This is a genomic window from Mesorhizobium sp. M0296 (assembly GCF_040321675.1).
In the GTDB taxonomy this organism is placed as follows: Bacteria; Pseudomonadota; Alphaproteobacteria; order Rhizobiales; family Rhizobiaceae; genus Mesorhizobium.
Window position 1 is genome coordinate 61,249 of the sequence record NZ_JAMYRZ010000016.1, and the last position, 13,204, is coordinate 74,452.

Here is a 13,204-nt window from a genome sequence, read left to right on the forward strand (position 1 = left end):
ATGCGAGTCAGTAAATCGACTCGCCGGCACTATTGTTTCAGGGGAAATGAATCTAGTTTCAAAGGGTTCGGCCGATAGGCCGGGCACAGCTGCGGCCTTCACGGCCTTTTTGACATAAACGCGTCGCCCGATTGAGATTATCTTGACGGTAGCGCAGTGCGCCATCCATGCCACTCGAGATGATCATGGGCAAATATCGAGACCATCGCGAGCCACACTGGCATCGCTATGACGATGACCCCGTTTCCTTTTCGGAACGGACTTCCGAGCCAAGCTATTTTCAGCGCCCGCCGCCCGTGACGGCAGATCCTGTCGATGCGGAGGTATTGTGGTTCACAGTCAGCAAGGGTTTTGGCTTCGTCAAACTGTCGGACGGCACGGAGGCCTATCTGCACGTGCGAGTGTTAGAGGCGGCCGGAAGCCGGGATGTTGCCGCGGGGACGCCTCTCAAGATCACGGTCGAAAAAAGTCCAAAAGGTCATCAAGTCGCGCAGGTGCTGGAGATCGGCGACCACCGCTCGAAAACTCCGTCACATACGCGCGTCGCTGGAGGGACCTTCGTTGAAACCGGTGCGCAGCTGGAGAGCGGGGGCACGGTCAAGTGGTACAAACCCGAAAAGGGCTTCGGCTTCATTGCTCCTGACAACGGTGAGAAGGACGTCTTCGTTCATGCCAGCGCCCTGACGCGCTCAGGGCTCAGCGTGCTGGTGGCGGGACAGAAGGTGTTTGTCGAAGGCGGGCAAGGCAAGAAAGGCTGGGAAGTCCGGAGCATTCGCCTTGCCTAGACGGCGATGCATTGCTCGCCTCGAAGGAGATGCCGGAGAGCGTCGGGCGGCCGCCATACTGCTATCCTATTGGCGCCCCATCGGGTTCCCGGATTGAGCAAGTCCGGATCCCTATTTTATGCCGCTGCCAGCGTTGTGTCCGCCATGTGCACGCGCGCTGCCGCTGCCAGCAGGTCGGTCTGGGTGATCAGCCCAATAATGCGTCGCTCGGCATCGACGATGACCACGGCATGGCTGCGGCCGTCGGTGAGCACCGGCAGCAGGCTCATGGCCGGCGTATCGGGAGAGGCGGTGCCAGCCTTCGACATCACAGCCCTCACCGCGTCGGTCGCCTTCGTCAGCTCGCGCAGGCCAACTACACCGACCAGCCCGCCCTCGGCGTCGGTCACCGGCAGCGTCCGGATGTTGTGATCGAGCAGCAAGTGACGCGCCTGGTCGGCAGGCGCATGTTCATCGACCGAAATCACATCGCGCGACATGATGTCCTCGCACAGCAGGGTCCGGTGGGAGCGCACCATCGCCTGCAACTCGACCTGCCGTAGCAGCCGCTCAAGATCGTTGCGGTCGATATCGAAGGTTTCCTCCAGCGCGCCGAGCGCGGCATCGATATCCTCGGGCTGGAAGCCGACCCGCTCCCGCGCCGGCGGATCGATGGTTCCATGCGCGCTTTTAAGGGCGGGAGCCGCCACATGCGGATAGTTGCGCCGCGACAGTTTATGGATGCCGTAGCCGAGTGCGACGAGCACGATCGAGTTCAGCGCTACCGGAACGAAGGGAAACAGCAAGCCCGAGCTGAAGACGGCCGGTCCGCCGAACACCGCAGTTAAGGCGGCGGCGCCACCCGGCGGATGCAGGCAGCGCGTGAACGACATGGCGGCGATCGCCAGCGCCACCGCAATACCGGTAGCAAGGACGGGTTCATGCACGAAATGCGCCACGATCACCCCGACCAGCGCCGAAATCGTATTGCCACCGATAATCGACCAAGGTTGCGCCAGCGGGCTTGAAGGCACGGCAAAGAGCAGCACGGCCGATGCTCCCATTGGAGCAACCAGCAGTGCGACATGTGGGCCAGACCCGTTCGCCAGCGCACTGATCACGCCAGTCAATGCGATGCCGATCATGGCCCCGATGCAGGCGAGCAGCCGCTCGCGCAGCGTTGCACCGGCAAGGATCGGAACAAAGAGACGAAACGCCATGGCATACCCTTGGGCGAGTGGTCGGAACTCCGCGCTCCGCAATGCAGGCAAAGCCACAGATTTGGAAGTTAAGCCAATTCGGAAAGTCGGCTCACGGGGGAAAACTTTTGCGCGAAGCGGCCATTGCCAAATGGGTGCAGACATTTTGATCAGCCAGAGGAGGCGGACGGCACGCTGATCCGCTCGAGCGCAGCTAGAGGCCAAGGGCTGCCGTGCCGCGGGCAGCCGGAATGGGGATGGTCGGAGGTCGAGCTGGGATGGACACTAAGGAATTCAGAGGCTTCGAAAAGCGTGCTGACAATGTCGGCATGGCAAGACAAATCAGGCCCTTGTCGCTCCACTTCCGAGGCGAACTCCAGCGGAGTACGGCTTCTACGCGGTGCTTGGTCTGCCTGTCCTTGCCACCATCGGATTCGTTGGCTGCTGAAACGTCCACCTGTAGCCGCTGAGAAGACGACTGCCGCCAGTGCCGTCGTGGAACCGCCATATGACGGCGGCTTGGTTACAGAGCCGGCTCGTGTCGATCGGGCGGGAGAGCCTGATGTGACGTACATGGTCCAGAAAGTGGCCAATGAAGGTGCTGGCATCGTCAACGTGATCAGGTCACGTAATAGCGGTAATACAACCGCGACCACGAGCCTCTCAGGCGTTCGATGAGGCGGGAAAATCCGATCACCAGACCAAACGCGTTTCCGCCACACTGCCACACACGAAACCGATCAGGGTTCCAGGCTCGCCAGAAGATTGGAGCCAAGGCCACCTCGGCTGAACTCTGCCATGCCGCGGCCGCCACCTCTTCCAGCCGCGGTAGAAACGTGGGTCAGCAGCGCCGGCATGGGCGAGCAACTCCCAAAATCGCGAGCAGCGCCATCGGCTCCGCAAGCGGCCGCAGATGTCGGCCGATGAAGCGGAAGGGCGGCGGTGCGATGGAAGCGCCGTGCGACAGCCTATCCAGACCTGTAATCGTGATCAGGCTCATCTGGGTCTCCGGACGCCAGCGTTGCAGATGGTTTTAGGCAAGCGTGAGCAGGCCGTGGGTCCCAATCCGGTCAGGCCGACCACGATCATGGCCGAAAGAACGAGTTCCAATTGAAAGAGCTGACGACCATAGGCGATCAGGTATCGGAGCCTTTCGAACGATGCGATGAGTTCTACCGCAACCAGGGTCTGCCAGCCGTTGGCAAGGCCTTCTCGCAGCCCTGTAAAGATCGACGGCACGGCGGAAGGCAGCACGAGTTTCGACCAGCGGCTGAACGAAAGGACACGGCCAGACCCCGTCTCACGACGACGCCGTTGCGCTTCGCTGCCATCAGGCTGGGTAGAGGACTTGCACGTCTAAAGCTGTCGATCATGCTCGGCACACAAAAAAGGGCGGCATTGCTGCCGCCCTTTCCGCTGTAGGTTGATAGAGGGCTGGATTAGAAATCCATACCGCCCATGCCGCCCATGCCACCGCCGGGCATACCAGCCGGCATGCCGCCGCCAGCCGACTCCTTCTTCGGAGCCTCCGCAATCATGGCTTCGGTGGTGACCAGCAGGCCGGCGACCGAGGCCGCGTCCTGCAGAGCCGTGCGCACAACCTTGACCGGATCGACGATACCCATGGCGATCATGTCGCCATATTCGCCGGTCTGGGCGTTGTAGCCGAAGGTCGCGCCCTTGTTCTCAAGGATCTTGCCGGCAACGATCGATGCTTCCGCACCGGCGTTGGCCGCGATCTGACGGGCCGGAGCCTGCAGCGCGCGACGCACGATGGCGATGCCGGCGGTCTGGTCGGAGTTGGCGCCAGTGACGGTGATGGCCAGCGAAGCGCGCAGCAGTGCGACGCCGCCGCCGGGAACGATGCCTTCTTCGACGGCCGCACGGGTCGCGTTGAGGGCGTCATCGACGCGGTCCTTCTTTTCCTTGACTTCCACTTCGGTCGCACCGCCGACGCGGATGACGGCAACGCCGCCCGCCAGCTTGGCGAGACGTTCCTGCAGCTTCTCCTTGTCGTAGTCCGAGGTGGTCTCCTCGATCTGCTGCTTGATCTGGGCGACGCGGCCCTGGATCTCGGCCTTCTTGCCGGCGCCGTCAACGATGGTGGTGTTCTCCTTGGAGATCGACACCTTCTTGGCGCGGCCGAGCATGTTGAGGCCGACATTCTCGAGCTTGATGCCGAGGTCTTCGGAAATGACCTGGCCACCGGTGAGGATGGCGATGTCTTCCAGCATGGCCTTACGGCGATCACCAAAGCCCGGCGCCTTGACGGCGGCGATTTTCAGGCCACCGCGCAGCTTGTTGACGACCAGCGTGGCCAGGGCCTCGCCTTCGACATCTTCCGAGATGATGACCAGCGGCTTCGAGGTCTGCACGACGGCCTCGAGGATCGGCAGCATGGCCTGCAGGTTGGAGAGCTTCTTCTCGTGGAGAAGAATGTAGGCGTCTTCCAGATCCGCAACCATCTTCTCGGCGTTGGTGACGAAGTAGGGCGAGAGATAGCCGCGGTCGAACTGCATGCCTTCAACGACTTCAAGCTCGGTCTCGGCGGTCTTGGCTTCCTCGACGGTGATGACGCCCTCATTGCCGACCTTCTGCATCGCTTCGGCGATCATCGAGCCGACCGAAACGTCGCCATTGCCGGCGATGGTGCCGACCTGGGCAACCTCTTCCGAGGTCTTGATCTTCTTGGCGTTCTTGATCAGCGTCGCGACGACGTCGGCGACGGCGAGGTCGATGCCGCGCTTGAGGTCCATCGGGTTCATGCCGGCGGCAACCGCCTTGTGGCCTTCCTGGACGATCGACTGCGCCAGAACGGTCGCGGTCGTGGTGCCGTCGCCGGCGATGTCGTTGGTCTTCGAAGCAACTTCGCGGACCATCTGCGCGCCCATGTTCTCGAACTTGTCCTCCAGCTCGATTTCCTTGGCGACGGTGACGCCGTCCTTGGTAATGCGCGGTGCGCCGAACGACTTGTCGATGACGACGTTGCGGCCCTTGGGGCCGAGCGTGACCTTCACCGCGTCGGCGAGGATGTTGACGCCGCGCAGCATGCGCTCACGAGCGTCGCGGGAGAATTTTACGTCTTTGGCAGCCATTTTTTACTCCTGGGCATTTCGCCCGAAATTCAGATTGGATGGTGCGGATGAAAGGCGGCGGCGTGTCAGCCGATGACGCCCATGATGTCCGCTTCCTTCATGATCAGAAGGTCTTCGCCATTGAGCTTGACTTCGGTGCCCGACCACTTGCCGAACAGGATGCGGTCGCCGGCCTTGACGTCCAGCGGGACGAGCTTGCCGACCTCGTCACGGGCGCCGGAACCGATGGCGATGATCTCGCCTTCCTGCGGCTTTTCCTTAGCCGTATCGGGGATGATGATCCCGCCGGCGGTCTTCGCTTCGGACTCAACCCGACGAACGACCACGCGGTCATGCAGCGGCCGGAAATTCGACTTTGCCATTTTTGGATTTCCCTGGTGCGGATGTTGAACGGTTCTCCGTTGCCGGAGCGTGGTTAGCACTCACCAGAAGCGAGTGCTAACGCGGCAGTGAGATAGGCCGTAGGCTCCTGCTAGTCAAGACGGAAGAGGGACGGGCGAAGAGCAAACGAGCGTGGAAGCACCGAGCCCTTTACGTGAAAGACGTCGGAGATCGGACATGGATGGGGCGGCTCACCATTTGTAACTGAAGGCTTTATTCAATTGGCACGATTGGTGCAGCGGATGATCCGCAAACGTTGCGCGCGACAAATATGAGAGGTGAACGCCATCAGGACTCTTGCGGTTAACGGGTCCACTCGGTGTTTACGGTGTTGGCCGCCGCGCGGGCGCCAGGACTCCGGCATCCCGATAGTCACCAATCCAATCTGCGGAGAACAGGAGGCAAGACGAGAGCGACAGTCAGCATGAACTCGAATTTGAAATGTTTGGCCAAAGCAACTGCCATCGCCTTGCTCTGGACGGTCACGGCTACATCGGCGGACGAAGGTATGTGGATGCCGGGCCAGACTGCGGAAGTGTGCGCGGCCATGCGCGCGGATGGGCTCCAGATCGATCCCGCCCAGCTAGGCCGTCTAGACGCTGACCCGCTCAACGCGATCGTATCACTGGGCGGATGCTCCGCCTCGTTCGTCAGTCCACAAGGGCTGGTCGCAACCAATCATCATTGCGTGTTAGAATCCATCCAATACCACAGCAAAGAGGGCCAGGACTATCTCACAGACGGCTTTCTGGCGAAGAGCCCTGGGTGAAGAATTGCCCGCGGCGCCAGGCAGCCGAATCCATGTGATCGAGGACATGCGGGATGTGACCGCCGAAATACTCAAGGGCGTCTCGGACAAGCTGAATGGGTTTGCCCGCTATGAGCGGCTCGCCACGAACCGCAAGGCCCTGATCGCCGCATGTGAAGGACAGCCCAATCGCCGCTGCGACGTAGGGGCCTATTATGGCGCGCCTCCTACTATCTCCAGCAGAAGCTCGAAATCGAGGACGTGCGCCTTGTCTATGCGCCCGCGCTCGGCATCGGTAACTTCGGCGGCGAAACGGACAATTGGATGTGGCCGCGCCACACAGGCGACTTCGGCTTTTATCGCGCCTATGTCGCTCCTGATGGTTCCTCCCGGCCATATGCGCGCGACAATGTGCCTTACCGGCCGAAGAGTTGGCTACCCATAGCCTGTGCAGGCGTCAAGGAAGGCGACCTTGTGATGGTCGCCGGCTTTCCCGGCGCAACCCACCAGTTCCTGACGGCGGATGAAGTCCGGTTCAACTTCGCGCAATTCGAACCGCGGTTGCAGCGTTCGCTCTCGGATTATGCCGCCCAGATCAAAAGGCAACGGCAGGCAATCGCGAGGCGCAGATCCATTGCCCGCCCGCTTCACAAATTGGCTCGGCCTAAAACGCATGGGAAAAGCAGAAAGGCAACAGATCGGCACCAGAATGAATATGGCCGCGCGAACTGACAGACGCGCCAACAATCGGCATCTCGCATGGTCGGTGGCACTGGACGTGGCTCCCACCCTGCTGGCGCGACTCCCCATCAGGTCGTCGGGGTTTCGCTGGCGAAAAAAACTTGCGCGTGTCTCTGCGCGATCCATCCCGCTTGCGCGTGCCTAGTCAACCAAAAAACTGACCATCTGCAGGATCAGGATCAGCAAAAAAAAGCCAAAGGCAGACGCCAAAACAGCTGCCAGCAGGACGATGCGTTGCGACACTCTCCAAGTGTTACTCGCACAAATCGAAACGTATCGCACATTTAGACGAACTGTACATTCGATACCGACTTTGACGCATGCGTTTTTGTCGGTATACATCCTTCACCGTTGCCGCAAGGCATTGGCCCACTCGCGCGGCACCTCCTTCACGACAAAGGTTGAAAGCCCGTCCTCGGGCGTTTCATTTCCAAGATCACTTCGATCCACTCATACGGGCTTCCCGAGCGAGACCGTGGGTTCGGACGGTGCGAATGAATTTCTCGTTATAATCGAATTGATTATAAGGGATATTTCTACGTTGAGTATAAAGGATGTCAAGCCCGCGCCAGCGGCAATTTTGTCCGGGCGACCTCCGTTTCGTCGAGGACATGGTGGCGGAAGCGATAAAGCTTCGCCGGCCGACCGCCGGTATCAAATGCACTTTCGCCGGTCTCCGCCACCAGTTCCTGCTGCTCCATCAACCGGCGAAAGTTCTGCTGAAGCGCCCCTGCCGATCTAATCGTCAACGCCGTCCGCGTCAGCGCATTGCCATCGGTCAGAAAGCCGACGACATAGTTGATGACGAATGTAACGATCCGCGGCTTCAGAGAGGAATGCGCGCTTCGTCCAGATGGATGGAGTGGGCTGGCAGGTCCGGGCGGCCGCGCCGTTGAGGATGCAGCATCGAGAGCCGCGCTCGCCGAGGATGACATAGGTCGAGATTCGCGCCGGAAGTCTTGCTCCATGTCTCCCATGAATCCATTGGCAGGATCCCGGCTTCTTCGCAGTGGTCAGGGTCGAGCGTTATCGAACCGTGGTAGTTGAGGTTTGCTTCGGTGACGTGGATGCCGTGCAGCTTGCCGGCGACTATTTTTCGCATTGGTCCCGTTGTCCTATTCATCTCACAAAGTCAGTCCTGATGTTGAGCAGCTTCGCTGGGCTAAATCCCGACGACGAGCGCCCCGCCGCTGAGTCCCGCACCTGCCGCCGCCAGGAGTATTTTCTTGCCCGGCCGAAACGGCTCCGCTTGATTGGCGAGCGACAGTGAGAGCGGGATCGTCGCGGCCGAAGCGTTGCCGTATTCGGCAATCGTCTTGACAATTGCTTGATCCGCTATGCCGAGGTTACTCCCGACAGCATCGAAAATGCGAGCATTGGCCTGATGCGGCACGAACCGGTCGACATCCTGTGGTCGCACTCCGGCAGCGGCTAGCGCGCTTATCGAGCAATCGGTCATCATCTCGACGGCCTTTGCGAACACTTCGCGGCCGTCGGTCATCGTCATTCGGGTTTGCGCGAGGTCGAGGTCACCGTGGAACGGGATGTTGCTTCCTCCTGCGGGAATCTGGATCAGGCCGTATCGCGAGCCGTCCGAATCCACGGAGGCACCGAGAATCCCCCGATCAGTATCCTCGCACGGACCGATCACGACGGCGCCCGCGGCATCGGCAAACAGCACGGCGCTGGCGCGCTCAGAGGGATTGATGCGGCGGCTGAGGATATTGGCGGCGATAACAAGGCTCGCTTTGCCGTGCAGGCGGGTAAATCCGTCCGCAAACATCAGCGCATAGATGAAGCCGGCGCAGGCGCCGGTCAGATCGACAGCGCCGGCGCGGCCGAGCCCCAGCCGATGTGCGACCAGCGGCGCGCTGGGCGGCAGGAGGTGATCGGGCGTCGAGGTGGCAAGCAGCAGCAGACCGATGTCGTGGCGCGCAATGCCGGCGCTGGCCAGCGCCATGGCGCCGGCCTGGGCAGCAAGACCAGACAGCGTGTCTTCGTCCGTTGCCCAGAAGCGCGACCGGATTCCAGTACGCCGCTCGATCCAGCCCGGTTCGAGGCCGAGATTGTTCTCGATTTCGGCATTCGTCACCTTTCGGCCAGGCGCATGATGGCCAAACCCGAGAAGGCGCGACAACCTGCTCATGGGCTCGAACCGAAGCGTTCGCCGGCCTCCTCGATCGCGTCATGGAGCCGATCGAGCTCGTCGCCGGTGACGCAATAGGGAGGCATGAGATAAAGGACATTGCCGAGCGGGCGCACAAGCAGGCCGAGCTCGAGGAAAAAGGCCCGCAGCTTAGGTCCGATCTCGGCCAGATAGCCGGCAGAGCCGGCGCGCAGGTCGAGAGCCAGGATCGTGCCGATCGCGCGGCTGTCGGTGAAGTTGGCATTGTCGCGAAAGCGTCGAAACCCGGCGGCCTGCCTCGCGCTCAGGGTGGCGATCCGCTCGGCCACCGGCTCGTCACGCCAGATCTCGACATTGGCGAGTGCTGCCGCGCAGGCAATCGGATTGGCCGTGTAGGAACTCGAGTGGAAAAACGTCTTCTTCCGGTCCTCGGAATAGTGAGCCTGGAAGATGGCATCGGTGGCGAGTGTGGCGGCCAGCGGGATTGCGCCACCGGTCAGGCCCTTCGAGGTGCACAGCATGTCCGGAGAGATGTTCGCCTGCTCGCAGGCGAACATGGTTCCGGTACGCCCCCACCCGGTCATCACCTCGTCGGCGATCAGCAGCGTGCCCGAGGCCTCAGTGATCCTCTTCAATTCGGACAGAACCGATGCCGGATACATCAGCATGCCGCCGGCGCCAAGCACCAGCGGCTCGACGATCAGCGCAGCGGCGCGCTGGTCGCGGCTGAGGGCCTCGAAACGATCTAGCGTTTCCTGTTCGCGCCCGGCGGCAGGGAAGGGAATGGTGTCGACCTCGAACAGCAAGGGTTCGTAGGCGGCGTTGAACACACCGCGGGCACCGACGCTCATCGTGCCGATCGTGTCGCCATGATAGCTGTGCTCCATGACGACGATGCGCGAGCGCGGCGCGCCGATGTTGCGGAAATAGCCGAGCGCCATCTTCAGCGCGACTTCGACGGCGGTCGAGCCGCTGTCGGAATAGAACACCCGGTCGAGGCCGGCGGGTGCGAGGTCGACAAGCGCCCTGGCCAGCCGTTCGGCCGGCTCGTGGGTGAAGCCCGCAAAGATGATCTGATCGAGGCTCGACGCGGTCGTCTCGATGGCCTTCATGATGCGGGGATGGCGGTGGCCATGGGTGACGACCCACCAGGAGGAAATGGCGTCCAGAATGCGCGCTCCGTCGGCCTTGTGGAGATAGGCCCCTTCAGTCAGCAGGATTTTAGGGGTCGAAGGCTCGAGCGCGTGCTGGGTGAAGGGATGCCACACACGGGAATGCGACATCACTCGCCTCCGGCAATCAAAGCGAGGTCGAAGCCGGCAATCATCGCTTGTCTCAGCGTTTTGTCCGTCAGCGGATCGAGGTGCGGCAGCCTGCCGAGTTGCGGCACGTCGCCGAATTCCACGATCGTCCGTTGCGTATCGGTCATCTCATGGCCGATGAAGGCGATGCCAGCCAGCGGGATAGCGCGCGCCCGCAGGGCCTCGATCGACAGCAGGGTGTGATTGATTGTTCCGAGCGCGGTGCGGGCGCACAGAATGACCGGCAACTGCCATTGCTCGAATATGTCGATGAACCTTGTCCGGCGGTTCAGCGGCACCATCAGCCCGCCGGCGCCTTCGATGACGAGCGGTGTCGGCAGGACCGGAAACGAAAGATCGGCAGCCTCGATCGAAACGTCGTCGATTTCGGCCGAACGATGCGGCGAAAGCGGGCTCTTCAAGCGGTAGGCTTCCGGCAGCACGCGCCCCGACGGCAGCCCGGCAAGTCGCGCAACCGCCTCGCTGTCGGTCTCGCCGTCGAGGCCCGATTGCACCGGCTTCCAGTAGAAACCGTCAAGCAGGCCGGCAAGCCCGGCCGAAAACACCGTCTTGCCAATTCCGGTGTCTGTTCCGGTGATGACGATGCGCTTGGTCATGTCGCCTCCGGTCATGTCTGGGCCAACACCTCGACGAGCGCCTCGACCATGGCGGAAATGTCGGCTTCGCCGATATTGAGCGTCAGTGAGATGCGCAGCCGTGACGTGCCCTCGGGCACGGTCGGCGGACGAATGCCGCGTATGTCGAAGCCGCGGGCCTGCAGGCGCGCCGACACTGCCATGGTGCGCCTGACATCGCCGATGACAAATGGCTGGATTTGCGAGCCGCTGGGCGTGACGCCGCAGCGATCGACCAATTGGCGGCCTGCGAGGGCAACGCGTTCATGTAGCTGAACACGCCGCATAGGCTCGTCGGCGAGCATTGCGAGCGCTTCGCGCGCCGCGACCGCCATCAGCGGCGATGGCGCTGTGGCGTAGATGAATGGCCGGCAACGGTTGATCAGATACTGGCACAGTGTCCTCGGCCCGGTCACGAGCCCACCAGATGCGCCGAGCGCCTTGCCGCAGGTGTGGAGCGCGACGATGTTGTCGCGGCCCTCGAAAGCGGCGGCCAGCCCCCGGCCGTCCGGTCCCCAGACGCCGGTGGCATGCGCCTCGTCAATGACGATGAATGCGTCGTGCCGATCGGCAAGCGCGACCAGGCTCTCCAAAGGCGCGCAATCGCCATCCATGCTGTAAAGGCTTTCCACCGCGATCCAGACGCATCCCATGCCGCCTTCGGCGCGCCAACGTGTGATCGCATCCTCGACAGCATCGACGTCGTGGTGCGCGGCCAGCACCAACTGTGCGCGCCCGGCCTGCGCACCCTCATGCATGCTGGCATGGGCGAGCTCATCGAGGATCAAAAGGTCGCCCTTCTGCGGCAGCGCCGTCAGCAGAGCGAAGTTGGCGATGTAGCCGCTGCCGAAGAACAGCGCGCGGTCGGCTCCAAAGAATGCCGCCGCGTCTGCCTCGAGCTGCTCGTGTTCCGGCGCATTGCCGCGCAACAGCCGCGACCCGGTGGCGCCAACCGGCGTGCCACGCGCAATCGCCGCCGCAACCGCTTCGCCAAGTCTTTTGGAGGCGGCAAGCCCGAGATAGTCGTTCGACGAGAAGTCGCGCCCGGCGCGCGGCTTCAGCGTCCGCAGCCGGTCCTTGCGCGCCAGTCCCTGCAAGGTCGCCTCATAGCGGGCAAGCGGTGCCCCGTTCATTGCGCCTCGAGTTCCATCGGCTCGATGCCAAGGCGCCGGAACAGCAGGGTATCCTTGTCCTCACCGGGATTGTCCGCCGTCAGCAGCGTGTCGCCGACGAAGATCGAGTTGGCGCCGGCAAAAAAGCACAGCGCCTGCATCTCGTCGGTCATGGCCGTACGGCCGGCGGAAAGACGGATATGCGATTTCGGCATCATGATGCGTGCCAGCGCGATCACGCGCACGAATTCGATCGGCTCGATCGGCTTGGCGTCGGCAAGCGGGGTGCCGGGGATCGGGATCAGCATGTTGATCGGAACGCTTTGCGGATGTTCCGGCAGGTTGGCCAGCGTCACCAGCATGCCGATCCGGTGCACCGGCTCCTCGCCCATGCCGACAATGCCGCCGCAGCAGACGTTGATGCCGGATTGGCGAACGTGCTCGAGCGTCTCGAGCCGGTCGGCAAAGCTGCGCGTGCTGATGATCTCGCTGTAGTAGCGTTCCGACGTATCGATGTTGTGGTTGTAAAAGTCGAGACCAGCCTGCTTCAGTCGAGCGGCTTGCTCACGATCGAGCATGCCGAGCGTCATGCAGGTCTCCATGCCCAGCGCCTTGACGCCTTCGACCATCGCCACCACCGCATCCATGTCGCGCGCCTTGGGGTTTCGCCAGGCCGCGCCAATGCAATAGCGGGTTGCGCCGGCGTCACGCGCTTTCTTCGCCTCGGCGACGACGCGCCGGACCTCCATCAGCTTCGACGCCTTCAGGCCGGTCTCGTGATGCGCCGACTGGCTGCAATAGCCGCAATCCTCCGGGCATCCGCCCGTCTTGATGCTGAGCAGCCGGCTGAGCTGGACCTTGTTGGGATCGAAATTCTGGCGGTGCACGGTTTGCGCGAGGAAGAGGAGATTGTTGAAGGGGGCATCGTGAAGTGCCTGAGCCTTCTCCAGGGTCCACGCTCCAGGGTCAGGGGATGGAGCCTGTGGCGATGTCTGCGTTGGACTGGCTGTTTGCATGTCCATGCTGTTCCTCCGGTTCTGCCTTGCTTTGCTGTCTGATTGACGACGATCGGAAAGGACAGTTGATTCGATCCTGTTCGTTCC

12 protein-coding genes and 3 pseudogenes are annotated in these 13,204 nt (G+C 62.1%); 3 read left to right on the top strand and 12 right to left on the bottom strand.

Annotated features, from left to right (window positions below):
• Positions 1 to 167 precede the first annotated feature (167 nt).
• Positions 168 to 785 carry a cold-shock protein gene (locus NKI97_RS17235; RefSeq protein WP_352835480.1) on the top strand — a complete coding sequence of 206 codons (618 nt, stop codon included), beginning with the start codon at positions 168 to 170 and terminating at the stop codon, positions 783 to 785.
• 116 nt (positions 786 to 901) lie between these two features.
• Here NKI97_RS17235 and NKI97_RS17240 read toward each other — a convergent pair whose 3' ends face one another.
• The 5 genes and pseudogenes from NKI97_RS17240 to groES all read right to left on the bottom strand — a co-directional run bounded on the left by NKI97_RS17240 (position 902) and on the right by groES (position 5,420).
• On the bottom strand, positions 902 to 1,984 hold the full coding sequence (locus NKI97_RS17240; RefSeq protein ID WP_352469026.1) for an HPP family protein: 1,083 nt from the start codon (positions 1,982 to 1,984) through the stop codon (positions 902 to 904).
• An 820-nt stretch (positions 1,985 to 2,804) separates the two neighbouring features.
• Complete coding sequence (locus NKI97_RS17245; protein ID WP_352492851.1) at positions 2,805 to 2,963, bottom strand: hypothetical protein; 159 nt, start codon at positions 2,961 to 2,963, stop codon at positions 2,805 to 2,807.
• Positions 2,960 to 3,235, bottom strand: a pseudogene (locus NKI97_RS17250) (ABC transporter permease); the annotation flags it as partial. The gene NKI97_RS17245 and the pseudogene NKI97_RS17250, both read right to left, overlap by 4 nt.
• A 167-nt stretch (positions 3,236 to 3,402) precedes the next feature.
• Positions 3,403 to 5,058 carry a chaperonin GroEL gene (gene groL / locus NKI97_RS17255; RefSeq protein ID WP_352835483.1) on the bottom strand — a complete coding sequence of 552 codons (1,656 nt, stop codon included), beginning with the start codon at positions 5,056 to 5,058 and terminating at the stop codon, positions 3,403 to 3,405.
• 65 nt (positions 5,059 to 5,123) lie between these two features.
• Positions 5,124 to 5,420, bottom strand: coding sequence for a co-chaperone GroES (groES, locus tag NKI97_RS17260; protein ID WP_352453535.1), 297 nt, complete (start codon positions 5,418 to 5,420; stop codon positions 5,124 to 5,126).
• 443 nt (positions 5,421 to 5,863) lie between these two features.
• On the opposite strand from groES, the gene NKI97_RS17265 reads away from it, so the two are divergent.
• Positions 5,864 to 6,208 carry a S46 family peptidase gene (locus tag NKI97_RS17265; protein WP_352708404.1) on the top strand — a complete coding sequence of 115 codons (345 nt, stop codon included), beginning with the start codon at positions 5,864 to 5,866 and terminating at the stop codon, positions 6,206 to 6,208.
• A gap of 4 nt (positions 6,209 to 6,212) precedes the next feature.
• Positions 6,213 to 6,919: pseudogene (locus tag NKI97_RS17270) on the top strand (S46 family peptidase).
• Between the two features lie 566 nt (positions 6,920 to 7,485).
• On the opposite strand, the gene NKI97_RS17275 reads toward NKI97_RS17270, so the two are convergent.
• The 7 genes and pseudogenes from NKI97_RS17275 to bioB form a co-directional block, all read right to left on the bottom strand.
• Positions 7,486 to 7,629, bottom strand: a complete 144-nt coding sequence (locus NKI97_RS17275) for a hypothetical protein (protein ID WP_352823275.1) — start codon at positions 7,627 to 7,629, stop codon at positions 7,486 to 7,488.
• Between the two features lie 105 nt (positions 7,630 to 7,734).
• A pseudogene (locus NKI97_RS17280) lies at positions 7,735 to 8,030 on the bottom strand (aspartate 1-decarboxylase); the annotation flags it as partial.
• A 60-nt stretch (positions 8,031 to 8,090) separates the two neighbouring features.
• Positions 8,091 to 9,074, bottom strand: a complete 984-nt coding sequence (bioZ, locus tag NKI97_RS17285; protein ID WP_352835486.1) for a 3-oxopimeloyl-[acyl-carrier-protein] synthase BioZ — start codon at positions 9,072 to 9,074, stop codon at positions 8,091 to 8,093.
• Complete coding sequence (locus NKI97_RS17290) at positions 9,071 to 10,336, bottom strand: adenosylmethionine--8-amino-7-oxononanoate transaminase (RefSeq protein ID WP_352503072.1); 1,266 nt, start codon at positions 10,334 to 10,336, stop codon at positions 9,071 to 9,073. Before NKI97_RS17290 ends, bioZ begins: the two co-directional genes overlap by 4 nt.
• Complete coding sequence (gene bioD / locus NKI97_RS17295) at positions 10,336 to 10,971, bottom strand: dethiobiotin synthase (protein ID WP_352740758.1); 636 nt, start codon at positions 10,969 to 10,971, stop codon at positions 10,336 to 10,338. The genes NKI97_RS17290 and bioD overlap by 1 nt, the downstream gene beginning before the upstream one ends.
• A gap of 11 nt (positions 10,972 to 10,982) precedes the next feature.
• On the bottom strand, positions 10,983 to 12,122 hold the full coding sequence (locus tag NKI97_RS17300) for an 8-amino-7-oxononanoate synthase (protein ID WP_352503071.1): 1,140 nt from the start codon (positions 12,120 to 12,122) through the stop codon (positions 10,983 to 10,985).
• Complete coding sequence (gene bioB / locus NKI97_RS17305; protein WP_352835565.1) at positions 12,119 to 13,117, bottom strand: biotin synthase BioB; 999 nt, start codon at positions 13,115 to 13,117, stop codon at positions 12,119 to 12,121. Before bioB ends, NKI97_RS17300 begins: the two co-directional genes overlap by 4 nt.
• Positions 13,118 to 13,204: the final 87 nt, after the last annotated feature.

Bases quoted from the DNA above. Each gene is read 5' to 3' on its own strand.
- NKI97_RS17235 (WP_352835480.1), top strand. From the start codon at position 168: ATGCCACTCGAGATGATCATGGGCAAATATCGAGACCATCGCGAGCCA.
- NKI97_RS17240 (WP_352469026.1), bottom strand. From the start codon at position 1,984: ATGGCGTTTCGTCTCTTTGTTCCGATCCTTGCCGGTGCAACGCTGCGC.
- NKI97_RS17245 (WP_352492851.1), bottom strand. From the start codon at position 2,963: ATGAGCCTGATCACGATTACAGGTCTGGATAGGCTGTCGCACGGCGCT.
- groL (WP_352835483.1), bottom strand. From the start codon at position 5,058: ATGGCTGCCAAAGACGTAAAATTCTCCCGCGACGCTCGTGAGCGCATG.
- groES (WP_352453535.1), bottom strand. From the start codon at position 5,420: ATGGCAAAGTCGAATTTCCGGCCGCTGCATGACCGCGTGGTCGTTCGT.
- NKI97_RS17265 (WP_352708404.1), top strand. From the start codon at position 5,864: ATGAACTCGAATTTGAAATGTTTGGCCAAAGCAACTGCCATCGCCTTG.
- NKI97_RS17275 (WP_352823275.1), bottom strand. From the start codon at position 7,629: ATGGAGCAGCAGGAACTGGTGGCGGAGACCGGCGAAAGTGCATTTGAT.
- bioZ (WP_352835486.1), bottom strand. From the start codon at position 9,074: ATGAGCAGGTTGTCGCGCCTTCTCGGGTTTGGCCATCATGCGCCTGGC.
- NKI97_RS17290 (WP_352503072.1), bottom strand. From the start codon at position 10,336: ATGTCGCATTCCCGTGTGTGGCATCCCTTCACCCAGCACGCGCTCGAG.
- bioD (WP_352740758.1), bottom strand. From the start codon at position 10,971: ATGACCAAGCGCATCGTCATCACCGGAACAGACACCGGAATTGGCAAG.
- NKI97_RS17300 (WP_352503071.1), bottom strand. From the start codon at position 12,122: ATGAACGGGGCACCGCTTGCCCGCTATGAGGCGACCTTGCAGGGACTG.
- bioB (WP_352835565.1), bottom strand. From the start codon at position 13,117: ATGCAAACAGCCAGTCCAACGCAGACATCGCCACAGGCTCCATCCCCT.